Origin of the sequence: Nocardia sp. NBC_01327 (assembly GCF_035958815.1) — a bacterium.
Taxonomy (GTDB): domain Bacteria; phylum Actinomycetota; class Actinomycetes; order Mycobacteriales; family Mycobacteriaceae; genus Nocardia.
Genome location: NZ_CP108383.1, coordinates 8,994,015 through 9,018,655, shown reverse-complemented (window position 1 = coordinate 9,018,655; position 24,641 = coordinate 8,994,015). Strand labels below are relative to the sequence as shown.

The 24,641-nt window shown below is 66.2% G+C and carries 20 protein-coding genes; 8 read left to right on the top strand and 12 right to left on the bottom strand.

All coding sequences use genetic code 11. The features are described from left to right. Nucleotides 1-9: 9 nt before the first annotated feature. From OG326_RS41325 to OG326_RS41315, 3 genes are all read right to left on the bottom strand, one after another. Nucleotides 10-2,727, bottom strand: coding sequence for an NB-ARC domain-containing protein (locus tag OG326_RS41325; protein ID WP_327142506.1), 2,718 nt, complete (start codon nt 2,725-2,727; stop codon nt 10-12). 954 nt (nt 2,728-3,681) lie between these two features. Continuing rightward, nucleotides 3,682-4,158, bottom strand: coding sequence for a DUF1772 domain-containing protein (locus OG326_RS41320; RefSeq protein ID WP_327142505.1), 477 nt, complete (start codon nt 4,156-4,158; stop codon nt 3,682-3,684). Nucleotides 4,159-4,270: 112 nt separating this feature from the next. Continuing rightward, entirely contained in the window at nt 4,271-5,416 is a 1,146-nt protein-coding gene (locus OG326_RS41315) for an alpha/beta hydrolase family protein (protein ID WP_327142504.1), read from the bottom strand. 455 nt (nt 5,417-5,871) lie between these two features. Between OG326_RS41315 and aceA the strand changes: the two genes are divergently transcribed. From aceA to OG326_RS41290, 5 genes are all read left to right on the top strand, one after another. Next, the gene (aceA, locus tag OG326_RS41310; protein ID WP_327142503.1) at nt 5,872-7,161 is read left to right on the top strand and encodes an isocitrate lyase; all 1,290 of its coding nucleotides are present in this window, start codon (nt 5,872-5,874) and stop codon (nt 7,159-7,161) included. A gap of 393 nt (nt 7,162-7,554) precedes the next feature. Next, nucleotides 7,555-8,427 (top strand): 3-hydroxybutyryl-CoA dehydrogenase, encoded by an 873-nt coding sequence (locus OG326_RS41305; RefSeq protein WP_327142502.1) that lies wholly within the window; start codon nt 7,555-7,557, stop codon nt 8,425-8,427. Between the two features lie 267 nt (nt 8,428-8,694). Next, nucleotides 8,695-11,013 carry a 5-methyltetrahydropteroyltriglutamate--homocysteine S-methyltransferase gene (metE, locus tag OG326_RS41300; RefSeq protein WP_327142501.1) on the top strand — a complete coding sequence of 773 codons (2,319 nt, stop codon included), beginning with the start codon at nt 8,695-8,697 and terminating at the stop codon, nt 11,011-11,013. A gap of 150 nt (nt 11,014-11,163) precedes the next feature. Then, nucleotides 11,164-11,292 carry a hypothetical protein gene (locus tag OG326_RS41295; protein ID WP_327142500.1) on the top strand — a complete coding sequence of 43 codons (129 nt, stop codon included), beginning with the start codon at nt 11,164-11,166 and terminating at the stop codon, nt 11,290-11,292. Between the two features lie 90 nt (nt 11,293-11,382). Beyond that, nucleotides 11,383-11,577, top strand: a complete 195-nt coding sequence (locus OG326_RS41290) for an antitoxin (RefSeq protein WP_327146767.1) — start codon at nt 11,383-11,385, stop codon at nt 11,575-11,577. Nucleotides 11,578-11,580: 3 nt separating this feature from the next. On the opposite strand, the gene OG326_RS41285 is transcribed toward OG326_RS41290, so the two are convergent. Next, a complete protein-coding gene (locus tag OG326_RS41285; protein ID WP_327142499.1) occupies nt 11,581-12,678 on the bottom strand; it encodes an AI-2E family transporter in 1,098 nt (365 codons plus the stop codon). Nucleotides 12,679-12,775: 97 nt separating this feature from the next. Further along, nucleotides 12,776-13,828, bottom strand: coding sequence for an NAD(P)-dependent alcohol dehydrogenase (locus OG326_RS41280; RefSeq protein WP_327142498.1), 1,053 nt, complete (start codon nt 13,826-13,828; stop codon nt 12,776-12,778). Between the two features lie 107 nt (nt 13,829-13,935). On the opposite strand from OG326_RS41280, the gene OG326_RS41275 reads away from it, so the two are divergent. After that, the gene (locus OG326_RS41275) at nt 13,936-14,667 is read left to right on the top strand and encodes a ZIP family metal transporter (RefSeq protein ID WP_327142497.1); all 732 of its coding nucleotides are present in this window, start codon (nt 13,936-13,938) and stop codon (nt 14,665-14,667) included. Between the two features lie 142 nt (nt 14,668-14,809). Continuing rightward, a complete protein-coding gene (locus OG326_RS41270) occupies nt 14,810-15,928 on the top strand; it encodes a S1C family serine protease (protein ID WP_327142496.1) in 1,119 nt (372 codons plus the stop codon). A 15-nt stretch (nt 15,929-15,943) separates the two neighbouring features. Here OG326_RS41270 and OG326_RS41265 read toward each other — a convergent pair whose 3' ends face one another. The 4 genes from OG326_RS41265 to OG326_RS41250 all read right to left on the bottom strand — a co-directional run bounded on the left by OG326_RS41265 (nt 15,944) and on the right by OG326_RS41250 (nt 19,042). After that, nucleotides 15,944-16,513 (bottom strand): vitamin K epoxide reductase family protein, encoded by a 570-nt coding sequence (locus OG326_RS41265; RefSeq protein WP_327142495.1) that lies wholly within the window; start codon nt 16,511-16,513, stop codon nt 15,944-15,946. Beyond that, nucleotides 16,510-17,289 (bottom strand): DsbA family protein, encoded by a 780-nt coding sequence (locus OG326_RS41260; RefSeq protein WP_327142494.1) that lies wholly within the window; start codon nt 17,287-17,289, stop codon nt 16,510-16,512. Before OG326_RS41260 ends, OG326_RS41265 begins: the two co-directional genes overlap by 4 nt. Nucleotides 17,290-17,419: 130 nt before the next feature. Beyond that, complete coding sequence (locus OG326_RS41255) at nt 17,420-18,271, bottom strand: polyphosphate kinase 2 family protein (RefSeq protein ID WP_327142493.1); 852 nt, start codon at nt 18,269-18,271, stop codon at nt 17,420-17,422. Between the two features lie 81 nt (nt 18,272-18,352). Then, nucleotides 18,353-19,042, bottom strand: a complete 690-nt coding sequence (locus OG326_RS41250; RefSeq protein WP_327146766.1) for an ESX secretion-associated protein EspG — start codon at nt 19,040-19,042, stop codon at nt 18,353-18,355. 220 nt (nt 19,043-19,262) lie between these two features. Between OG326_RS41250 and OG326_RS41245 the strand changes: the two genes are divergently transcribed. Further along, the gene (locus tag OG326_RS41245) at nt 19,263-20,744 is read left to right on the top strand and encodes a hypothetical protein (RefSeq protein ID WP_327142492.1); all 1,482 of its coding nucleotides are present in this window, start codon (nt 19,263-19,265) and stop codon (nt 20,742-20,744) included. A gap of 241 nt (nt 20,745-20,985) precedes the next feature. Here the strand turns inward: OG326_RS41245 and OG326_RS41240 are convergent, their stop codons facing one another. From OG326_RS41240 to OG326_RS41230, 3 genes are all read right to left on the bottom strand, one after another. Further along, a complete protein-coding gene (locus tag OG326_RS41240; protein ID WP_327142491.1) occupies nt 20,986-22,227 on the bottom strand; it encodes a saccharopine dehydrogenase family protein in 1,242 nt (413 codons plus the stop codon). A 21-nt stretch (nt 22,228-22,248) separates the two neighbouring features. Further along, nucleotides 22,249-23,682 carry an ABC1 kinase family protein gene (locus OG326_RS41235; protein ID WP_327142490.1) on the bottom strand — a complete coding sequence of 478 codons (1,434 nt, stop codon included), beginning with the start codon at nt 23,680-23,682 and terminating at the stop codon, nt 22,249-22,251. Nucleotides 23,683-23,822: 140 nt separating this feature from the next. Continuing rightward, nucleotides 23,823-24,488, bottom strand: a complete 666-nt coding sequence (locus OG326_RS41230; RefSeq protein ID WP_327142489.1) for a TetR/AcrR family transcriptional regulator — start codon at nt 24,486-24,488, stop codon at nt 23,823-23,825. Nucleotides 24,489-24,641 lie beyond the last annotated feature (153 nt).

Here is a 24,641-nt window from a genome sequence, read left to right as displayed (position 1 = left end):
TCCGGATGCTCACGGGTCGATCCCGAGGGTGTGCAATGCCTCGCGAACCTGATCGGGGAGCTGCACATTGCGTTCCGCGCACACTGCCACGGCGCGGTACAGGTCGGTTCGCACTCGGTCGGCGATCTGCATACCCATGCTCTCGTAGCGCGTCAGTGCCTTGGCCAGGAAATCGCAGACGCGCCATTCGGGTCCGACCTGCGTGACCATGGACGCCAGCGCATCGAGGGCATCGGCTTCACCGTGCGGGTCGCGATTGCGGCGGGCGATATCCATCGAGGCGGAGTAGAACTCCTGGGCCGCATCGAGATTGCCGGTGTCGCGTGCGATATGGCCCAGGGCGCACACCGTATCGGCCTGCAGCAGTGCATCATCCAGTTCGAGTGCGATGGCGTGCGCATCGGTCAGCTGGCTGCGCGCGGTTTCCAGATCACCGGTATCCCGGGTGGTCAAGCCGAGGCCCCAGAGCGACCAGCCCAGACTGTAGCGGTCACCGATGTGTCCGGCGATGCCCAGCGCACCCAGGTAGTGATCGCGGGCGGGTTCGGGCGCGCCGCGCATCCGCTCGATATGGCCGAGCCCGCGTAGTGCGAAGCCCTCGAACTTCGGATGCCCCAGTCGCTGACCGATCTCCAGCAATTCGAGATAGGCGTGCCGGGCCCGTTCATAACTGCCGATATGCCTGGTGACCTCGGCATAACCCCACAGGGCGGCCGAGGTGCGCCACTCGTCGGCGAGCTCGTCCGCAATGGCGCGGGCCTCCTCGAAACACTTGGACGCGGTGTCGTAGTCACACGAACGGCGATGCACCGTGCCCAATTCGTAGAGGATGTCGCACTCCTCGGTGCGATCTGTGTTCCCGCGGGTAATGGCCAGCGCCCGCACGAACAACCAGCGCGCATCCGACCAGTAACCCGACTTCGACAATTGTGAACCGAGCAGCCGGGCGAGCTCACCGGTCTCGGCGCCGGACCCGGCCGCGCGAATACAGCCGAGCAGCATCTCTCGTTCCCCGGTCAACCACTCCATCGCGTCCGTCACCGCCGGGGTGGCCGGCGCCGGCGGCGAGGGATTCGGGAAGCTGCCCGCCATCTCGTACGGCAGTTCGGTGCCTGCCCGGCGCGCGATCGTCAGACAGTGCCGGACCAGCCGGTCTATCGCTGCGGCGTGCTCACTCGACGGATCCTCCATATCGGCCTGGGCTCGCGAAAACAGCCGTGTCACATCGTGAATGCGGTATCGCTCCGGACGCGGCGCCCGGGCCACCCCGGCTGGTTCCGGCAGGCGCTGGGCCCGGTCCAGGAAGCCCACCTCGGAGACCCGGCTGATGAGAGTGCCCGCGGTCGCCTCCGACACCGCGGCCATGGGTGCCAGCGTGCCGGCGGTGATCTCCGGCCCCGGGAACCAGCCGAGCAGCCGCACCACCCGCCGCAGCTCCGGCTCCGGCAGGCGCTGATACGACAATTCGAAAGCGGCGCGCAGGGTTTCGCCCTCCGCGGTGAAGCGGTCCAGAATATGATCGGCCACTGATTCCAGCGCCGCCGGATCCTCGGGTGCCTGCCGCAAATTGTCTGCGAGACTGTCGAATTCGGCGGCCAGCGCGGCCAGCATATCCTCGCCACCGTGTGCGATCTGACCGCCTATCAACCTGATCGCCAATGGCAACCGGCCCGCCGTCTCCAGAATTCTCCGGACCGCGCTGGCGTCGTAACCTGTTGGCAGATGGCTCAATTCGAGGAAGAGCTCCTCGGCTTCGGTCATGGTCATCGGATCCAGCTGCACCGGTGAAGCCGCCTCCGCCAGCCGGGTGAGCCGGCGGCGGCTCGTAATGATCACCAGACAATCCCGGGACCGGGGCAGCAGTGGGCGCACATGCTGGCTGTCCAGCGCATTGTCGAAGACGATCAGCACTCGGCGGCCGCGCATCTCGTCCCGCCAGCGGTGCGCGCGACGCTCCGGATCGACGTCGATGATCTCCGGGGCCACCCCGATCTTGAGCAGCAATTGCTCCAGGACATCCGCCGCGGTGCGCGGCGATCGACCGGCGGTGTGGCCGTGCAGATCCTCCCAGATCAGACCATCTGGGTAGTGCTCGGCGTGCGCGTCCACCACAAAGCGCACCAGCGCCGTCTTGCCGATGCCCGCCAACCCGTTCACCACGTGCACCGCGGGCCCATTGTGCTCGAGATGCCGTTGAATGCGCTGGCGCAACTCCGCCACCTGCCGCTGCCGGCCCACGAACGGAAGCATCTCCCCGGGTACCCCGGCACCCGCTTCCGACGGCAGTGTTGTGCAGCGCCGGGCCACCTCCTCGCGATACGCCAATCGGTCCGCGCGGGGCATACACGCCAGATCGTCGGTGTCCACCAGTTGATGCCAACCGGTCCGATAGGCCGCGGCCAGTACGCGCAATACCTCGATGGTCGGCCGCGGCCTGTTCCGCATCGCGCCGCGCTCACCCGGCCACGACTCGAATTCCGAGATGCGACTGGCCTTCATCGGGGCCGTGGGCTTACCGGTGAGCCGGTTGTAGTCCGCCGCCGCCGCCTCTTGGGTCAGCTCATTGGCCAGTCGCCATGCCTTGCGCGGCCGGCACCCGCGCTGACGCAATTCCGCCGCAAGAGGTTCCAGCACTTCGTGTTCGCGCAGACCGGAGTCGCGTAAAATGCGCCGCAGCTCCTTTCGTGCGTCTGCCCCGTACGCGCCGGATTCACTGTTCTGTGACACCGTGCCCCTCCCGCTGCGGTAGCCCGTGGACCCGCCCCCGCCGATTGTGAATATTTCCTTGTACCGCCGATATTTCCGCTGGTCAATGACTTGCGGTATGCCAAGAAATTCTTCGGGGCGCTGGGATCGTGTGCGGCGGTCTCACTCGCCAGAATTGATCTATTCGACAAGGACGGAAACGGGGAGAAGTCCTTGCGGCGGTAAAGGATTGGATCAATGGCAATTATTTCTGCTGGGAACTGGCTCATCGCCAGCGATGTGGCTCACGAGGTCGCATTCCGGATCGATGTGCCGGAGCCGCACCGGGGGCGGTGGGTGCTTTCCTACCTTCCTACGCACTACCGGCTGGACCGTCGACAGGCGGTCGCGGGCATCGCGCTTGCAGAGATGATATTCGTCGAACTCCTCAGTCCAGGTGGGGAATTCGATGCCGAGATGGCCGCGCTGAATGCGGCGATACTCGGGGTCTCGCTGATGGATGTCATGTGCTTGCTCGCATTGCGCCAGGGACCCGCGGAGCCCGAGGTGCCTGCCGGTTCCTGGCGGAATCCCCAGGGGCGCTGCGGATCTCCGACTGCCGGTCGGGGGCGGGCATGTGCGGGGGAGGAGGTGAGTCGATGATCTTCGAAATCGGATCGGCCGCACTTCCCCTCGTCCACCATGGCTGACCAATGGAGTTCGCATGGCTACTCACCACAATCCACCAGAAGAAACGGGACCACCCGGTTCGTCGGTATCGCCCCTACTCGCCGTCGCGGTGAGTGCTGGGCTCGCAATAGGGGCCGGGCTGCTGGACAGCTGGCCGGCGGCGGTGACGGTATTCGTCACCACCATGGGTCTTTTCGGAGCCAACCGCATCCGCGGACGTTCAGCTCCTGAAGAGCCGTAATCGAATCGGCCCCACACCCTGTGGTGTGGGGCCGATTTCGGCTGTGCGGACGCCTTGCCGAGGGCTCAGAACAGTGCGATCGCGGACGCGAGGCCGGTCATGGCGATGGCCTGGAGGGCGACGCGGTAGGGGAGGATGCTGTCCCACTTGTCTTGCAGGGCGCGGGCATTCGCGGGGATGATGCCGGACTTGGCGGCCGCGGTCTGGGCGGTGTTGACCGGCTTGGCGATTCGGACGTAGAAACCCAGCCAGCTCAGCAGGGCCACGACCGCGATACCGGCGGCGATTGCCGCGCCGGTCTGACCGGAGACCAAGGCGAGGACTGTGGTGAGCACCGCGGTGATGACGCCGCCCGCGCCGAAGATCGGCATGCGCTTGTCGCCGTAGTAGTGGCCCCAGCCGGCGGCGATGGTCACCTGCGCATCGTCGAGATGCTTGTTGACCGAGCGGGTGATGGCGGTGGCGCAGATATCGGTGCCGTAGACGGCACCATTGGCGAGTACGGCGGCGATGGCGATGATCTGGCCGGTGGTGGTGAGCATCAGGTGCCTCTTCCTACTGAAATCTAGCAGCGCTAGGAACTGAAGCAACCATAACAGTGGCGCGGTTAGTTTGTCTAGCGATGCTAGATTTCAGTCGGGAAGAGGGCGCTGATCAGGAGAAAAGGTTGCGCACGAACGGAACCGAGTCCGGCAGTGAGGCATTCACGGTGCCGTCGTGGTTGGTCGGATAGGTGTGCAGGGTGACCGGCTGACCGTTCGCCTGCAGCTTGGCCGCGAACGCCAGCGTCGCCGGCATGATCACATCGGTGTCGAGCAGGCCCTGGCCCAGGAAAAGTGGCTTGTCATAACCCGATTCGGGCAGGCCCATCACTCGCGACAGCATGCCCTGCAGATCCGGGATCTGCGAGAGCGGCCGCGAGAAGAGATTGCCGACCACCACATTGTTCGCGGTCAGCTCCTCGCCGAGCGACTCCAGGCAGGAGCCGTTCGCGCGATCGAGCCAGTACCGGCCCGAATCATTGAGGTAGGACTCGATATTCAGCTCCGGATACGTGGCCCGCAGGCCATTGAGGATGTACAGCACATAACCGGTGCTGTGCGCGGGCAGCTTGACCGGCGGCACGCCCGGCCCCAGCGGCAGCAGAATGTCCTCGATATAGGCCGGTACGCCGGTGCCGACACCGCCCCGGTAGTCCAGGCCGGGTCCGCCGAATTCGGTCGCGTAGCGCGCGGTCACGACCGCCGCACCGCCGCCCTGCGACTGGCCGACCACCACCCACTTCTTCGCCAGCGAGGAATAGTGGCTGGTCGCGGCCTTGACCGCATCGACCACATTGTGCGCCTCGACCGTGCCGTTGAGGTACGGGTGATCGCCCGGTGTGCCCAGTCCCGCGTAGTCGGCGGCGACAATGGCGTAGCCCTGGTTCAGCCACGTGCCCAGGTAGGCCCAATCGCGGTCCACCGCGGCCGGTCCGGCAATGGAGTACGCGCACTGATCGCCGAGTCCGACCGTGCCGTGCGCCCAGGCGATGACCGGCCAGCCTCCGGCGGGCGCCTCGCCGGGCGGGAAGTAAACGGCGGCACTCGTGGTTGTCGGCTGGTCGTTCGCGGTGGTGCTGCCGTAGAGGATGCGCTCGGATCGGGCCGAGCCGGGCAGCACCGCGGCGGGCGCGAGGGGCTCGACGGATGTCACCGTGCCGATCTCGCCGGCCGGGTCGGCGGTGGCGCTCGGCGCGCCTGCCAGCACCGCGATCGAAGTGGCGGCCAGGGCCGTCGTGGACATCCATCGTTTCCGCATCGGTGTCTCCTTTGGTTCGCTGACGTCGCACCTAGCCTGGACGCTCGCCCAGATTAGGGCCTTATCGGTACCCCGGGTGGTCGCCCCCACACCTATCAAGATCACAATCGATTGTGAAGGTGCTCACAGCTCGCCGGACATCGGCGCGTCGCGTGCCGGTGGCCCTCGTCACCCAAACAGTACGGGCGTTATGCAAAACTGCACGTCAGGGCTACTCGCAAGTAGATTCCACGGCTGCTATTAGCAAGCAAATTTCGCAGGCTTAGCAAAAGGCCCGCGAAAGCTAGCGTGGATTCACACTTGCAACAGGTAGACGGACATTTTTTGTTGTGCCATCGTGTGGAAGTACACCCCGCGGGCATAGCAAGCCTGCAAATTGCTGCTCCAGCAGTGTTCGAACATCGCGAGAGTACGACCACTGGGGCCAACCGACCGAACAGGAAGTGGAGTCAGAGATGTCGACCACCGGCACCCCGAAGACCACCGCGGAAATCCAGCAGGATTGGGACACCAACCCGCGTTGGAAGGGCCTCACCCGCACCTACACCGCCGAGCAGGTTTCGAAGCTGCAGGGCACCGTCGTCGAAGAGGCCACTCTGGCCCGCCGCGGCTCGGAGATCCTGTGGGACCTCGTCAACAACGAGGACTACATCAACTCCCTCGGCGCCCTCACCGGCAACCAGGCGGTCCAGCAGGTCCGCGCCGGTCTGAAGGCCATCTACCTGTCCGGCTGGCAGGTCGCCGGTGATGCGAACCTCTCCGGCCACACCTACCCGGACCAGTCGCTGTACCCGGCCAACTCGGTTCCGACCGTGGTCCGTCGTATCAACAACGCGCTCAAGCGCGCCGACGAGATCTCCAAGGTCGAGGGTGACACCTCCGTCGCCAACTGGCTCGCCCCGATCGTCGCCGACGCCGAGGCCGGCTTCGGTGGCGCGCTGAACGCCTACGAGCTGCAGAAGGCCATGATCGTGGCCGGCGCCGCCGGCGTGCACTGGGAAGACCAGCTCGCCTCGGAGAAGAAGTGCGGCCACCTCGGTGGCAAGGTGCTGATCCCCACCCAGCAGCACATCCGCACCCTGACCTCCGCGCGTCTCGCGGCCGACGTCGCCGACGTGCCGTCGGTGATCATCGCCCGCACCGACGCCGAGGCCGCCACCCTCATCACCTCCGATGTGGACGAGCGCGACCGCGAGTTCCTCGATGGCACCCGTACCGCCGAGGGCTTCTTCGGTGTGAAGAACGGCATCGAGCCCTGCATCGCGCGTGCCAAGGCCTACGCCCCCTACGCCGACCTCATCTGGATGGAAACCGGCGTGCCGGACCTCGAGGTCGCCCGTAAGTTCGCCGAGTCCGTCCGCAGCGAGTTCCCGGACCAGCTGCTGGCCTACAACTGCTCGCCTTCGTTCAACTGGAAGGCGCACCTGGACGACGCGACCATCGCGAAGTTCCAGCGTGAGCTCGGCGCCATGGGCTTCAAGTTCCAGTTCATCACCCTGGCCGGCTTCCACTCGCTCAACTACGGCATGTTCGACCTGGCGTACGGCTACGCCCGTGAGGGCATGACCGCCTTCGTCGACCTGCAGGAGCGCGAGTTCAAGGCCGCTTCCGAGCGTGGCTTCACCGCCATCAAGCACCAGCGTGAGGTCGGCGCCGGCTACTTCGACACCATCGCCACCACCGTTGACCCGAACACCTCGACTGCCGCCCTCAAGGGCAGCACCGAAGAGGGCCAGTTCCACTGAGACAGTCCGCCTCTCCGAACCTTTAGCGCACGGCTGAGAGCCGTTCACTGCTGAGGACGCGTAGGAGCGGTTGGGTACGTACACAATTTTGGACGTACCCGATGAGTTACCCGGATCTCACGAGATCAGTTGTTACGTTCCGTAACAACGGGTTTCGAGGGCTTCCACTCAGAGCGGTAGTCGCATCACAACCTCCGCCGCCCTGGGTCCACGGAACCCGCCGAGGGGGACGCAAGTTCTCCTCGGCGGTGTTCACCCTCCCTTCCCGTCGACAGCCCCGGCGGGGAGGGTTTTTTCCTATAGCTTTGATTTCGAGACGTACCTAGAGGGCGCTCGGCGACACCGAGCCGGACACCTTCATCCACAGCCCCCAAGAGACAGCAGGAGCGGGACGTGAGCAGCAGCGAAAAGATTCAGCGTGTCGGCATTATCGGCGCCGGACAGATGGGCGCGGGTATCGCAGAGGTTTGCGCCCGGGCACATGTCGATGTCCTCGTGTTCGAGCAGACCCGTGAGCTTGCCGCCGCAGGCCGGGCCCGCATCCTGCGGTCGCTGGACCGCGCGGTGTCCAGCGGCAAGATCTCCGAGCGGGAGCGCGAGCAGACCGCCTGGCGGCTGCGCTTCACCTCGGACCTCGCCGATTTCGCCGACCGTCAGCTGGTCGTCGAGGCCGTGCTGGAGAACGAAGATGTGAAGACCGCCATCTTCTCCGAGCTCGACAAGGTCGTCACCGACCCGAACGCGGTGCTGGCCTCCAACACCTCCTCCATCCCGATCATGAAGATCGCCGTGGCCACCAACAACCCCGAGCGGGTTGTCGGCATGCACTTCTTCAACCCGGTGCCGGTGCTGCCGCTGGTCGAGCTGGTCACCACGCTCAAGACCACCGAGGCGGTCTCCCAGCGCGCCGAGCAGTTCGCCTCCGAGGTGCTCGGCAAGCAGGTGGTGCGCTCCGCCGACCGCTCCGGCTTCGTGGTCAACGCGCTGCTGGTGCCGTACCTGCTCTCGGCCATTCGCATGGTCGAATCCGGCTTCGCCACCAAGGAAGACGTCGACAAGGCCATGGTGCTGGGCTGTGCCCACCCGATGGGCCCGCTGGCGCTCACCGACCTGGTCGGCCTCGACACCGTGAAGTCCATCGCCGACTCCATGTACTCGGAGTTCAAGGAGCCGCTGTACTCCGCGCCGCCGCTGCTCATGCGCATGGTCGAAGCGGGTCTGCTGGGCAAGAAGGCGGGCACCGGCTTCTACCAGTACAACCGGTAGAGACTGGCACTCGGGTACAGGTCTGCGGACTCCGTGCGGGCCTAAGCTGCAATGAGAAGGGCCGGTGTCACCGGCCGGCCCGGGCCGGCGGGTCCGCCTGGTTTCGAACGGGACAACTGATCTCGTGAGGGCCGGGTAACTCGTCGGGTACGTCCAGAATTGGTGTCGCACCTAACCGCAGGCACGCGTGCAGAAGCGGCAACGGCTCTCAGCCGGGCGCTGAAGTTGCGGGGAGGCGGGACAGACTTAAGGAGGAGTGGCGCGCTCATGGCCAACGTCACCGATGGTTTCGGATCCAGCATCCTGGGCTATCCCCGCATCGGACTGCACCGCGAACTCAAGCGTGCTCTCGAGTCCTACTGGCACGGCACGCTGGAGCGCGAGGAGTTGCTCGCGGTCGGGCGGGAGATCCAGGAGAGCCAGTACCTCGAGCTGGCGGCCACCGGGCTGACCCAGGTGCCCGGCAATACCTTCTCCTTCTACGATCACGTCCTCGACAACGCGCTGCTGTTCGGCGCGGTGCCGAAGCGGTTCGAGCCGTATCGAGAAGGCTTGCACCCCTTGGATTTCTACTTCCTGATGGCGCGCGGGCGGCCCGATCTGCCGCCGCTGGAGCTGGTGCGCTTCTTCAATACGCCGTACCACTACCGGCAGCCGGAGCTGGACTCCGATACCGAATTCTCTTTGCACCCCGAGGCTTTGCTCGACGAGTTCGATCGCGCCAAGGCGGCGGGCATCGAACTGCGGCCGGTCATTCTGGGCCCGCTGTCGCTGCTGCTGCTCTCGAAGACCGGACATGTCCCGGGCGAGACCGAATTCGACAAGCTGGTGCTGCTGGACAAGCTGCTACCGGTCTATGAGGAGCTACTCGAGGCGCTGGCCAAGCGCGGCGCCACCTGCGTGCAGCTGGACGAGCCCTGCTTCACCAGCGACCGCTCGGCCTCCACCATCGAGGTGTTCGAGCAGGCGTACCAACGACTTTCGACCGCGCCGCTGCGCCCGCGACTGCTGGTCACCGGCCAGTACGGCGATTTCGGTCCGGCGCTGGAAGCATTGGCGCGCACCAAGGTCGAGGCCGTCGGGCTCGATCTGGCCAACCACCGCATCACCCCCGACGAGCTGGCCAAGATCCCGGGCATCGGCCGGAAGCGCCTGTACGCGGGCGTCATCAGCGGCACCAATGTGTGGCGCGCCGACCGGGTGGTGGCGCTGGAATACCTGAACGCGCTGTCCAAGGTCTGCCCGGACCTGGTCGTCTCCACCGGCGCGACCCTGCTGCACGTGCCCTACGACCTGCTCGTCGAATACGAGCTCGAGGAGAATGTCGCCGACCGCCTCGCCTTCGCGAAACAGAAGGTCCTCGAGGTGGTTTCGCTGGCCAAGGCACTCACCGAGGGGCCCTCGGAGAAGTGGCGCAAGCGGCCGACGTCGGTGCACTTCAAGCAGAAGCACGCGGTGCGGCAGCGGGTCTACAACGTCACCCAGAAGATGCGCGAGCGCGAACCGTACGAGGTGCGGCGCGTCGCCCAGCAGGCCAAACTGAATCTGCCGCTGGTGCCCGCCACCACGCTCGGCTCCTTCCCGCAGACCACCGCGATCCGCCAGGCCCGCTACGACCTGGGCCAGGGCAAGCTGTCCTACGAGGACTACCGCAAGCGCATCGAAGCCGAGATCGAGGCCACCATCCGGCTGCAGGAGGACATCGGCCTCGATGTGTTCGTGCACGGTGAGCACGAGCGCAACGACATGATCCAGTACTTCGCGGAGCAGCTGGACGGCTTCGCCACCACGCACTTCGGCTGGGTGCAGGTGTACGGATCCCGTTGTGTGCGACCGCCGGTGCTCTACGGCGATGTGTCGCGCCCGGCCGCCATGTCGGTGGAGTGGGCCACCTATGCCCAGTCGCTCACCGATAAGCCGGTCAAGGGCATGGTCACCGGACCGGTCACCATGCTGGCGCGCTCCTTCGTGCGCCAGGACCAGCCGCTGTTCGATACGGCAGACCAGGTGGCGCTTGCCATTCGGGACGAGGTCGTGGATCTGGAGAAGGCGGGCATCGCCATCATCCAGGTGGATGAGCCGTCCATTCGCGAGCTGCTGCCGCTGCGGGCCAAGGGCCGCGCCGAATACCTGCGCTGGGCGGTCGGCGCCTTCCGGCTGGCCACCTCCGGTGTGCGGGCGGAGACCCAGATCCATACGCACATCGGCTATTCCAGCCGCGGTGATGTCGTGCAGGCCATCGAGGAACTGGATGCGGACGTGACGGCCATCGTCGCCACCCGCTCCATCGAATGGGTGCTCAAATCGCTGCAGGAGGACAATGCCGAGGGGCGCGGCCTCACCCACGGCGTCGGCCCGGGTGTGTACGAGAGCCGCTCGGCGCGCATTCCGGATATCGACGAACTCGACGAGGCCCTCACGGCCGCCGCCGCGGCCGTCACCCCGGAACGGTTGTGGGCCAACCCCGATGGCGGTCTGAAGACCCGCCACCACTGGCAGCTGGACCCGTCCCTGCGCAATATGGTCGCGGCCGCCCGCCGCGTCCGTCGCCGCGCGGAGGCCGCTCGCACCCAGCCCGAGGCCTGACCGGCAGGGCGCACGAACATCTGAACAGCGCGGCGGCGCGGGTCGAAAACCCGTGCCGCCGCGCTGTATTCATTCCTGTCCTGAGTCATGATCTGGTCATGAAGCGGCACCTAGCCTGTGCTTCAGGAAGTTTCGAGACAGGAGGCGGATATGGATCCGACGGGGAAGGGCGATCAGCCGGATACACCGGAGGACGGCAAGGAATTCAACGACACCTACCAGAACAAGGGTGATCAGGTGTCGCCGCCGGAACCGTGGAAGTCCGGGCCGCCGCAGTAGCGGTGCAGCACACAGTCGTCGCTCGGCGTTTCCGCCTCGTCCGCCGGTTAGCCTGTGGGCGAGGTTGATTCGATGATGGGAGTGACGACTGTGGGTCTGTTCGACAATCTGAAGGATGTCGCGGGCAAGGCCGCCGATCTGGCGAGCGAGCACGCGGACAAGCTGGATCCGCTGGTGGACAAGGTCGGTGACCTGGTCGACGAGCGCACCGAGGGCAAGTTCGCCGGTCAGGTCGACAAGGTGCAGGAGGCGGCCAAGAAGGCGCTGCACGAGCAGGGCAAATAGGGTTCAGCTCTGCGCGACGTCGTAGCGGCGGATGTACGCGCCGACGAAGGCCTGCGCGGTGGCGGTGACCGGAATGGCGAGCAGTGCGCCCGTCGCTCCGAAGAGCGCCGCCCCCGCGAGCACTGCACCGAAGGCCACCGCCGGATGCATATCCAGGGTGGTGGCCGTGATGCGCGGTTGCAGCACATAGTTCTCGAACTGCTGATAGACGACGATGAAGCCGAGAATCCACAGTGCGGTGCTCGAACTCTGACTCAGCGCGACCAGCACTGGCAGCGCACCGGCGAGATAGGTGCCGACGGTCGGAATGAACTGCGAGACAACGCCCACCCACAGCGCCAGCGCGAACGCCGACGGAATACCCAGTATCCGCATGGCGGCGTAGTGCGCGACGGCCGAGCAGAGTGCCAGCAGCGCACGGGAATACAGATAGCCGCCGGTCTTCTCGACGGCGATATCCCAGGCGCGCAGCACATGTCGCTGCCGCTTGGGCGGCAGCACCGAGCAGACGGCATTGCGGAAGCGCGGCCCGTCGGCGGCGAAGTAGTAGGTGAACAGCAGTACGCCGAGTCCCTGGAACAGCACGCCGAGCGCGGTGGTGCCGATTCCCCACACATCACCGGCCAGCCCGACCACCCACTTCTCCAGTGAGGAGCTCAATTCCGAGGCCCGCTCGGTGATATCGGCGCCGGACAGATCGGTGTGAAAGGTCGAATTGATCCAGGCCACAGCGTCTTCGGTATTGTGCGGTGCGTTCCTGATGAGCGAGGTGACCTGGTCGACGATCAAACCGCCCATGGTCCAGAGGAATCCGACGATCACCACCAGCACGATGACGAAGACCGCACCGGTGGCGAGCCCGCGCTTCCACCCGCGCGCGGCCAGCCAGTTCACCGCCGGTTCGATGGCGAAGGCCAGGAACAGCGAGATCACCAGCACGGTGAGCAGGCCCTGCAATTTGGCCAGCGACCAGAAGGTGATGACGATCCCGGCGACCGTGACCGCCGCCATCAGATAGGCGCGTGGCAGCCATGCCGGAATGATCGACTGGACGGTTATTCTGCGCGGTACATCGACTGTTTCGTCTGCTTCCTCGGACACTCCGCAAACGTAGCCGCGGCGTCGCCCGCTCCGTGGGAGCAGGCGACGCCGCGTGTTGCTGTACCGGCCGTAAGTGCTATCGGCCGTAGCGAGAGCGCTACATGGTCGCGGTGTCGATGACGAAACGGTAGCGCACATCGCTGGCGACCACCCGGTCGTACGCCTCGTCGATGCGATCCGCGGAAATGACCTCGATCTCCGCGCCGATGCCGTGCTCGGCGCAGAAGTTCAGCATCTCCTGCGTCTGCGCGATGCCGCCGATCATGGATCCGGCCAGCGAGCGCCGGTAGCCGGCGATGGTGAAAGGCTTGACCTGGAGCGGCTTTTCGGGCAGGCCGAGGATCACCAGGGTGCCGTCGAGGGCCAGCAGCCGCAGGTAATCGTCGATCGGCAGATCCGCCGAGACGGTATTCAGGATGAGGTCGAATTTTCCGCGCAGCTGGCGGAAGGTCTGCTTATCGCTGGTCGCGTAGTAGTGGTGCGCGCCGAAGCGCTTACCGTCCTCCTCCTTGCTCAGCGAATGACTCAGCACGGTGACCTCCGCGCCCATGGCGGCGGCGATCTTGACGCCGACATGTCCGAGGCCGCCCATACCGATGATCGCCACCCGCTTGCCGGGGCCCGCGTTCCAGTGCCGCAGCGGCGAGAACAGCGTGACGCCCGCGCACAGCAGCGGTGCTGCCACATCCAGGCCGATGCCCTCCGGAATGCCGACCACGAAGCCCTCGGTCACCACGACCTGCGTGGAGTAACCGCCCATGGTGTAGCCGTTGGACTGCAGCTCCGGCGCCACGGCGGTGTTGTAGGTCATGGTCGCGCCGGGGATGCAGTACTGCTCCTCACCGGCCAGACAGGGCTCGCATTTGCCACAGGAGTCGACCATGCAGCCGACGCCGACCCGATCGCCTACGGCGTATTTGGTGACGGCCGAGCCGACCGCGGCGACCAGGCCCGCGATTTCGTGGCCGGGCACGCAGGGGTAGCGGGCGCCACCCCATTCGTCGCGGGCGGTGTGAATATCGGAGTGGCAGATGCCGGCGTACTTCACATCGATCAGCACATCGTTGGGCCCGAGGTCACGGCGTTCGATGGCGAGCTTCTCGAAGTGGCCGTCGGGTGCGGACACGGCGTATGCGGCAGCAGTGCTCATGAATACATGCCTACCTGCGCACCCATCCATTTACCAAGGATTCGTTCGAAATCTCACCCTCGGCGTGGCGGGCCGATCACCGGACATCCGGTCGGCATGCTGGGCCGATGGCGATTCTGCTGGCGCTGGTGTCGATGTGCTCGACCTTCATCGGCGGACTGGTGGCCGACCGCATCGGTGAGCGCAAGCGACTGGTGCTCGGGCTGGCCGCCGGTGTCATGCTCGGCGTGGTGGCCTTCGATCTGCTGCCCGAGGCGCTGGAGGCGGACCCGCGCAGTGCGCTGGGCGTGCCGGTGCCGCTGCTGGCCGCGGTGGTCGGCTTCTTCACCGTGCACATTCTGGAGCGGACGGTGGCGCTGCACACCGGGCACGAGGACGAATTCGGTGCGCACCACCACGATTTCGCCTCGGTCGGACTGGTGGCCGCGTCCGGGCTGGTATTCCACAGTTTCCTGGACGGATTCAGTATCGGCATCAGCTTCCAGGTCGGGGCGGCCGCCGGTGCGGCCGTCGCCATCGCGGTGATCAGTCACGATTTCGCGGACGGGTTCAATACCTTCACCCTCACCACGCTGTACGGGAACGCGCGGCGGCGCGGGCTGGCCATGCTGACGGCCGATGCCATCGCGCCCGTCATCGGTGCGATCGTGGGCACCTTCGTGCAGGTGCCGACCACTTTCGTGGGCATGTACCTCGGCTATTTCGCCGGGTTCCTGCTGTATCTCGCGACCGCGGACATCCTGCCGGAGGCGCATGCCGGAAAGCCCTCGACGGCCCCGTTGTTCTTCACCCTGCTCGGGCTGGGATTCATGCTGCTGGTCGCCGCGGCGAGCCACTGACGGCCGGATTCGAGCACATGCTCAGCGAACTGGGCGGTACATATGTGTTACCTCGAAGACCCGCGGAGGGCTCTGTCGCCTGGTACACCAGAGGGTACAGATGCTCGGAAGCCGATCAGCGAACAGCAGTCGGAGGGGATCGATGCACGACGACACGCGTCGCATGACCGGAGGCGACCCCTCTCACACCGGCGGCGGGCGATTGCTCGTTCTGCTCTTCGTCGCGGTTCTGGCCGTCACGGCCTTCCTCGGATATCACGGCGATCTGGCGCGCCTGTCGTTCCACCATGACCCACCCACCGCGACCCTGCTCGGACCACCGCTGCCGCCCCTGGACACCAAGCTCGTCTCCACTGTCGTGGAACCCGCACTGGTGAACATCACCGCGGGCATCCAGCCGTTCGGGCTGGGCGCGGCGGGCACGGGCATCGTGCTCACCGCCGACGGGGAGGTGCTCACCAGCCATCACGTCATCAAAGGCGCTGACACCGTGAAGGTTACGGATGTCGGCACCGGTGCGGTCTATCCCGCCACCGTGCTCGGCTACGACTCCGGCGCGGATATCGCGCTCATCGAATTGACCGGGGCACACGGACTTCCGGTCGCGCGGGTCGGGGATTCCGCCGCCCTGCGGCTCGGTGACCAGCTGCTGGCCATCGGCAATGCGGGCGGCACCGGTTCGCCCACCGCGGTCGGGGGACCCGTCACCAATCTGGACAGCACCATCGTGGCGCGGAACGAAGTCGATATGTCGCGGAAAGCGTTGCACGGCTTGATAGAAGTCGCCGCCGCGGTCGCCGCCGGGCAATCCGGTGGGGCACTGGCGGACCGCTACGGTGCGGTGGTCGGCGTGGTCGCCGCGGCCTCCGGGGATCTGCAGAAGGCGCTGGGTCACGGCCCCGAGGGTTATGCGGTGCCCATCGATTCCGCCATGACGGTGGTGCGCCAAATCCGTTCCGGCACACCGACGGACACCGTGCACATCGGCCCGACCGCAACCCTCGGCATTCTCACCTCCGATGCCCAGCCCGCGGGCGCGCGCATCGATGTGGCCGTGTACGGGCAGCCCGCCTTCGCGGCGGGGCTCACCGAGGGGGAGGTGATCACCGGCGTGGACGGCCGCGCGATCAGCACCACCCAAATGCTGAAAGCCGCACTCAACCTCCATAAACCGGAGGATGTGGTGCGGCTCGACCTGAACGAGCCCGGCGGCGGGCAGCGCACGGTGAGCGTGACGCTCATCGCCGGCCCGCCGAACTAGGCCCGCAGGTTCACTTCAGAGGTGATCGCGCCAGTAATCCTGGAACTGGATGTACACGATCAGAATGACCACCGCGTAGTAGATGGCGACCACGGTCCACCGCCACTCCACCACGATCTGCAGCACGCCCCGGGATTTACCCCACAGCTGCCCGGTCACCACGGCCAGCAGCAGCGGCGTCACCGCCCACACCACCATGCACCACGGGCACAGCGCGTGAATCAGGAAGACCGCCTGGTAGATCAGCCAGCCGATGAAGCCCATGCCCGCCGCCAGACCGGCCCACAGGCCGCCCCAGACCCAGCGCGGCAGACCGACATTCGCGATGGCCAGCACGCCGAGCGTCACCACCACCGAATACCCGACCACACCGATGATCGGATTCGGGAAGCCGAAGGCCGCCGCCTGATCCGAATCCATCACCGTCGTACAGGAAATGGTCTGATCGATACTGCACAGCGGTTTGAAGCCGGGTTCGGTGTAGAGCTTGAACTTGTCGACGAGCAGCGTCACCGATGCCGCCCAGCCGATCAGTCCGCCGAGTAGGAGCGGCCACGCGGATTTGGGTGCAGCCGCGATGATCACTTCGCCGCGGCCTCGATGACCGACTGCATGCCGTTCGGGCTCATCAGTGTCTGGCCGTCCGTGACGGCCTTGCCGTTGACGTACACCGACGGTGTGGACTTGAGGCCGGTGGCGAAGACGCCCTTGGTCTCATCGCCCACCCAGGCGACATACTTCTGCGACGTAATGTCCTGTGCCACAGACGGTTCGGTGTAACCGGCGGCAGTCGCGATGGCGATGATCTGGTCATCGGTCATACCGTTGCCGTTTTCCTTGGGCTGCTGGCTGTACATGGACGCCAGCCAGTCCTGGAACTTCGACGGATCGGCGGCCGCCACCGCATAGGCCGCATTCGCCGCACGCGTCGAATACTGATTGCCGTTCGAGGCGCGGTCCAGGAACGAGATGATGTTGTACTCGACGACCGCCGAGCCGTTCTTCACCGCGGCCTCGAGCGCGCTGGAGTTGTTCTGCTCGAACATCTGGCAGGCCGGGCACTGCAGGTCGGCGACGACCTGCACCTTGACCTTGGCATCCGGATTGCCGATGCGGATGGCGCCGGTGGAGGTGATATTCGCCGGCACCGCACCCGCGCCCTGATCGTGGGTGACGACCGGGGCGAACGAGGCCGCCGTGCTCTTGTCATCGCTCTTGCGCATGGCCAGCCCGATGCCGATCGCCGCGACCAGACCCACCAGGACCACGGCGACGCCGGCCTGAATAGCGATCTTGCGATTGCGATCGGCTCGCTGAGCCTTCGCCAGAGGATTCTTGCGATCACCCGGTTTGCTGCTCACGTGTGCGCACCACGCCTTCCATTGTCACGACTCATACGGGCCCATCCTGGCCCGAGAACCTGAGAGATTCCTGGTGAAACCGTCGCGGAGCCCGGTGAATCGTGCATGGACTTCTCGTGAGCGGTGGACATCACGCCTGAGCGAGGAGCTGCTTCTGTTCTTCCACATCGAAAGTCGCCGGCGGCCAGTCCAGCTTCAATCCTTGCAGAGCGTCGATCAGCAGTTCCGTGACGGCCAGCCGGGCGTACCACTTGTGATCGCAGGGCAGCACGTGCCAGGGGGCGTGCTCGGTATTGGTGCGGTCCAGAACTGCCTGGTAGGCGTCCTGATAGTCGGGCCAGTAGGCGCGCTCGTGCAGATCGTTGGTGCTGAACTTCCAGTACTTGTCCGGGCGGTCCAGCCGCTGTCCGAGCCGCTTCTTCTGCTCGTCGAGGGAGACGAACATGGCCACCTTCACAATGGTGGTGCCGTCGTCGACCAGCTTGCGCTCGAACTTGTTGATCTCGTCGTAGCGCTTCTCCCAGACCTCCGGCGGCACCAGATCGTGTACGCGCACCACCAGCACGTCCTCGTAGTGCGAGCGGTCGAAGACGCCGATCTGCCCGCCGCGCGGCAGCTGCTTGCGAATGCGCCACAGGTAGTGGTGCTTCTTCTCCTCCGCAGTGGGCACGCCGAACGACGCGTGATCCACACCCTGTGGATCGACCGAGCCGATCACGTGCCGGACGATGCCGCCCTTGCCCGCGGTGTCCATGCCCTGCAGCACCAGCAGCACACTGCGGTTGTCGCCGTGCCTGCCGTTCGCATAGAGCTTCTCCTGCAGATCCGACAGCACAGCGGCGCGCTCGGCGAGCAATTTCTCGCCGTCGCGCTTGTCGCCCTTGAATCCAGGAGTTCCGGAAGTGTTCAGTTCGCTGACCTGTACACCGTCGGCCCGCAGGACCTTGGTGACGGGTTTCGACCAGGTTGTCGCCTTCGCCATCCCCCATGCGTAACACGCTGCGGCTGTTCCTGTGGGCAAGCACGCCGAAATCGGGCCGTCGAACCCCGGTCGGGGCTGCGGTCACACCCGGGCCAATCGCACGAGATGGTCGGCCAGTTCGGCATCGGTGACCGGGGTCAGCGTCAGATCGGTCGCGGTGGTGAGCAGATAGCGGCCGTCGCCGGTGAAGTCCATCCAGGTGCGGTGCCGGGTGGGCGGGGAGAGCGGATTCGCCGGTTCCACCGTGACGGTGATGAAGCCGCGGCCGTCCACCGGTTCGCGGAGTTTGCGGCGGAAAGTATCGCCCTGGGTCACTGAATCGTTCGCATGCGGCACCGCGTTGTCGTCCGGATGCAGCACCGCGTTCTGCGGCTCCTGCATGGTCTCGTGACTGCCCGGAGGGGCCGATCCGATGATTTCCACCAGTTCCTGCCCGAGTTGTTCGGCAGGGCACAGCAATACGCTCACCGCATCGGGGCGGGCGACCAGAATGCCGGCACGCTGCTGCGCCACGGCGGCGAAGGCGAGAATGCGGCGGGGTTCCGGTGTGCTGCTCTCCCCGTACAGCGAGACCGTGGTGGTATCGGTGCGCGCGCACAGCATGAGGGCTGCGGTCAGCTCCGGATCGGTGCGGCGCAGGAAGCGGTGCCCCAATCGGGGTGCGGCGCCTGGGTTTTCCTGCGCCCGGGGGAGTGTGTCCAGGGGATAGGGGCGGCGATCCAGCTGGGTTTCGCGGGTCCAGACCATGGCGAATTCGTCCGGGGTCAGCATCCATTTCACTACGGTCGTCCCCCTTTCTGCGGTACGACCCTCCGTCCCGATCGCGACCCTACCGGAGGGTTTCTGCGGGCGCGTCCCGTCGTGCAAGGGGGCTTACTGTGACGAACCGCACGGTAGGGTTCGGGGCCTCGATGTGCGATCATGCCGAAGCTGGTCGTGCGACCAGAGCTTTGTGTGCCGTTGCGCCGCAAGCGAATAGCCGGAGGTAGAGATGAAAACCGGTGCCCAGCTGCTGGCGGCGGCCGCCCTCGCGACCGTGCTCGCCACCGGAACCGCGGGCGCCGCGCCGATTCCCGCGCTGCCCGGACCGGGGGCGGACTTCCTCGGCGCACCCGCGACCGCGCAGCCCGTCACCGGCGTACCCGTCGTTCCGGGGCATCCGTGGCTGGCCGCCAACGGCGACTCCGGAATCCACGGCGACGGCTGGATGAGCGACACCTACACCCGGCCCGGACCGCTCGGCCACGACACCCGGGTGGATTCGCTGCTGCTCGGCAGTGAGTGCGGATCCATCGCCTTCGACCATGCCGGGCGCATCATCTCCAACTGCCCGGGGCTGAATCCCGGCCTGTACCTGATCGATCCGGCCGGACTGACAGTGCTCGGCCACTATCCGCTGCCCGGTCGCGGGGCCGGTGAATTCCTGAAGCCCGGCGCCTTCTCGAACTTCGGCGGCGGCGCGTACTTCTACCTCGACAATCAGGATCGCGCGGTGGTCGGCTCCAGCAGCGGGCACGTCCAGGTCTTCGCCGAAACCCCGAATGCCGACGGATTCACCCTCGAGCACGATTACGACCTGAGCGCCTCGCTGCGGCCCGGCGAAACCCTGAACTCGGTGCTGCCGGACTCGAACGGGCTGCTCTGGTTCGTCACCAAGACCGACGGCGTCGTCGGCACGCTGAATCCGGAAACCGGTGCGGTGCAGGTGATCCGGCTCGGTGACGGCGCAGACGGCGAGATCGAGAACTCCTTCGCGGTCGGCGCCGACGGTGACGTCTATATCGCCACCAATCGTGAAATGCTGCGCTTCGACGCCGGGCCCGGCGGCAGTCCGGACATCACCTGGCGCGTCACCTATGCCAACAGCGGTCAGCACAAGCCCGGACAGGTCGACGACGGCACCGGCACCACCCCCACGGTGCTGCCCGGCGGCTATGTCGCGATCACCGACAATGCCGATCCGATGAACGTGGTCGTCTACCGCACCGCCGCGAATGCCGCGCAGCGTGAGGTGTGCAGCGTGCCGGTCTTCGCGAAAGGTGCGGGCGATACCGAGAATTCGCTCATCGGCGCGGGCAATTCCCTGATCGTCGAGAACAACTACGGTTACTCGAGCCCGCAGGCCACCCTCGCGGGCGGCACCACCACCCCCGGCTTCGCCCGCGTCGATATCGATCCGGACGGCACCGGCTGCCACCTGGCCTGGACCAACACCACGATCGCCGCCCCCAGCGTGGTCGCCAAACTGTCCCTGGCCAACGGCCTCATCTACACCTACACCAAGGGCTCCGACCTCACCGATCCCTGGTACTGGACCACCCTCGACTTTCGCACCGGAAACCTGGTGTGGCAGCGCCGATCCGGCTCCGGCCCCCTCTACAACAACAACTACGCGGGCATCGCCCTCGGCCCCGACGGCACCGCCTACCTCGGCGTCCTCGGCGGCCTCATCTCCCTCCGCGACGGCCAGTAGTAGCCGCATCGCGGGAACCGGTCGCCGCGCTGAGCGCTACGGGAGCCGCTCACGCGGAGCGGGTAATAGGCGGCAGCGCAGCAGAAGTGGCGGCGGCGCCACACAAGCCTCAGCGCGGCGATCTCATCGAGCCGCAGCCCCTCCCGAGTTCTGCTGCCACGCACACGCTCCTCCCGCGCACGGATCAGCAGGCTATTGCGTGCGCGGGAGGTGAGTTCGCGGGGAGGGAAATGCTTGCGCGTCAGGCGATGTCGACGTCGATCGTCATGCCCGCCTTGCGGAGGCGGTCGGTGAGGGCGTCGCCCATGGCGGCGGCGGGGGTGAGGATGCCGGCCAGTTCGGAGAGCTGGTCGAAGGCCAGGGTGAGGCCGGATTCGCCGAGCATGACGGCGGTGGCGGCGTAGCCCGGATCGCCCTTGCCCGCGAAGGTGCACACGTACTTGGCGCCGGAGGTGGTGCGGGCGAAGGTGCGCATGGTGAACCAGCCGCTCTTGCGGGCCTTTTCGCTCGGGCCGGTGCCGGGCTTGGGGACCAGGCGGTCCAGCAGCCTGCGGCCGACGGCCACGCGGGAGAGCACCGCGCCCGCCGCCATGGTGGCGACGATGCCGCCGGCCATGCCCGCCGCGACCAGCGGCGCGGTGGCGGACTTACCGGCGCTCATGACCTCGCGGTAGCGGAAGTTCTTGCCGTACGGCCAGCCCAGCAGGCCATTGCTGCGGCGCACGATCTTGGTGTTGTGCGCGCCCATGATGAAGGTGGCCACCCAGCCGTCCAGGCTCGGATCGATATTCGACGCGCGCTCCAGGGCCTGATCGCTCTGGCGGCCGACATCGGGCTCCATGGCCTTGTCGGGGCTCAGCGAATACGGGTGCGACATGATCGCGCCCTTCTTCGGGTCCGCCGCAATGGCTTCCATCATGGCGCGGCCGGAATCGACGGTGCCGCCGCTCACGCCGCCCTTGAGCCAGGCCACCAGGGTGACATCGGTGAGCTCGCCGGTGTTGTCCTCGACGGTGCGCTTGTAGAGCTGGTACACGCTCAGATCGGACGGAATCGAGTCGTAGCCCGCGGAATTCACGATCTTGGCGCCGGTCTCGGCGGCCCGTTCCCCGAAACGGTCGATGCATTCGCGAATGAACAGCGGCTCACCGGTGAGATCGGCGTAGTGCGTACCGTTTTCGGCGCATGCCTCCACCAGCGGCAGCCCGTAGCGCAGGTACGGCCCCACGGTCGAGACGACGACCTTCGTCCGCGCGGCGAGCGCGTTGAGGCTGGCCTGGTCGGTCGAATCAGCCTGCACCAGCGGCCAATCCGCCGCACCCGGGCCGAGTTCGGCCCGCACTGCGGTGAGCTTCTCGAGCGACCGCCCGGCGAGGGCGATGCGCGCCCCGGCAGGGGCGGCCTCCGCCAGATACTCCGCCGTCAGCTTGCCGACGAAGCCTGTCGCACCGAATAGCGCGAGGTCGAATTCCCTGTCAGCCATAGTATTTCCCGTCCGGTGGGGTTACGCCTTAGCGGCGCGTTTACGAGTGGTCTTCTTCTTGGGGCCGGTGGTGGGCACGGGCGCGGGGCGGGTGGACAGCCATTCCCGGTGTGCGCGACCGAGTTCGGTGACCGGGTCGTCGCCGTAGAGCCATTCCCGGGCGATGCGATGCCAATTGGCCGTCGCCTCCAGCTGACCCAGCACCCCGAAGGTGAGGAATTCGGCGCGGCGCGAGAACAGGTGCTCCGGCGGCAGATTCTGCTGCTTCATGCCCGCGAACTCGCTGCCCCGCGGATCGACCGCCAGGATGAACGCGCCCGACGCCAATTCCGGTGTGATGGTGAGGTCTTCGTCGACCAGCGCCCATTCGCAGGCGGACAGCACGTACTCCAGACACTCCTCGGGAGTGATCTCGTCGGGGGAGTCGATGACGCCGCGCTGCACCATCAGATCGCGCAGTTCCTCCGCGCGATCCTCGGCCGCGGCGCGAATACAGGTGGCCTCGAATTCCACATGCTCCGGATCCATCCGGTTGTAGAGCCCGAAGTCCAGGAACGCCACCTTGCCGTCCGCGCCCAGCAGCAGATTGCCCGGATGCGGGTCGCCGCAGAACTCGTTGAACGTGAACAGCGAACCCACATAGAACCGGTAGATGATCTCGCCGATCCGATTGCGCTCCTCGGCAGGCAGCGCCCGGATATCCCCGAAACTGCGGCCCGGGAAGTATTCGCTCACCAGCACCCGCTGCGAGGACAGCTCCGGCATGGTGTCCGGCACCGCGATGAACGGATGCCCGCTGTACAGCGCCGCGATCTGCGACTGGGTGTTCGCCTCGGCGACGTAGTCGAGTTCGCTCTCCAGATTCAGCCGCAATTCGTCCAGCACGGCCGGGGTCACCCACGGCATGGCCGATTGCAGAATGCGCCGGAACATGGCCAGGTTCTTCAGGTCCGCGCGCACCGCGGCATCGATGCCCGGGTACTGCACCTTCACCGCGACGGTCCGGCCGTCGTGCAGTTTTGCCCGGTACACCTGGCCGATGGAGGCGGCGGCAATGGGTTCCGGTTCGAATTCGGCGAACACCTGCTCGAGGGTTCGGCCGTAGTCCTCCTCGATGACCGCGCGCATCACCTCGAAGGACACCGAGGGCGCGCTGTCGCGCAGGACGGCCAGTCGCCGCTGGAAGCGCTCGCGATGTTCGGGCGGCACCAGATCGAAGTCGAGCACCGACAGCATCTGCCCGAGCTTCATGGCGACGCCCTTCATGGTGCCCAGCACCATGACCATCTGCTCGGTGGCCCGGATCATCGACTCCTCGGCCATCCGCTCGCGCACCGCCTCGGAGCGCCCGCGCATGGAACGACGGGTCTTCTGCGCACGAATGGCATTACCGGCGACGGCCATCCCCAGCTTCGTCCCCCGCGTAAGCCTGGATGTGGGCAGCTCTTTCGCCATCAGTGATCCTCCATTGGAACCGGCGCCCCCATTGGTGCCGAAGCTGACGGGCACGCCGATGTGCCCGCCGGTGTCAGCCTAACCACATCTCGATCGTCCAGCCCAGAGCCCAAGCGGCCAGGAATTCATGCTGCGCTTGGTCAGGGCTTGTTTTCGGGGTCCGGCAGCTGATGCGGCCGAGAGTTGAACCAGGTGCGATCGCCGCCCGCGCGCACCATGCCCTCGATGGCGCTCCACGCCATCATGGTCAGGTAGTCGAGCATTTCCTCGCTGGACATGGTGCGGTTGGTGATCCACCAGTCCGTCGCCAGCTGTACGCCGCCGACCAGCACGTAGGCCCACAGCATGGCGCCCTCGGTCTGGACGTCCCGGCTGAACGCCTTGTCGATGATGACCGCGGACACCACCTGCGCGAACAACTTCTCGAAGTCGGCCAGCGTGGAGGTGTCGGTCGACGCCCCGTTGCCCATGATGAACCGGTAGACGTCGGTATCGGCGTCGACCGTGTGCACATACGCGGCGAGCGTATTGCGCACCAGCTGGTATTCGTCGAGATCATCGCTGATGGCCTCGTAGATCCGCGGCATGAGCGTGGTCTCGATGAACCGCTCCATGGTGGCCCGGGTCAGATCCTGCTTATCCGAGAAATACCGGTACAGCACGGTTTTGGAGACGCCGATCTCGGCGGCGATCTCATCCATGCCGGCATCGCCGCCGCGCGTGCGGATCGCGGCGAGGGTGCCGTCGACCAGCTCTTCCCGGCGATCGATCTTGTGCTGCTGCCAGCGCTTCTTGCGGCCGTCCACCCGTCCCGGTCGAGGGGGTGCGGCGTCGGCTCGCGCGCCGGCGTCGACGGCTCTTTGGGTGGACAGGGTGAACTCCCTACATGGCGTGTTGTGCTGGGCCTATTCAGCTTAAGCCTCGCACGGTCCCGATCGCGGACGTTCGGGACCGGCCCG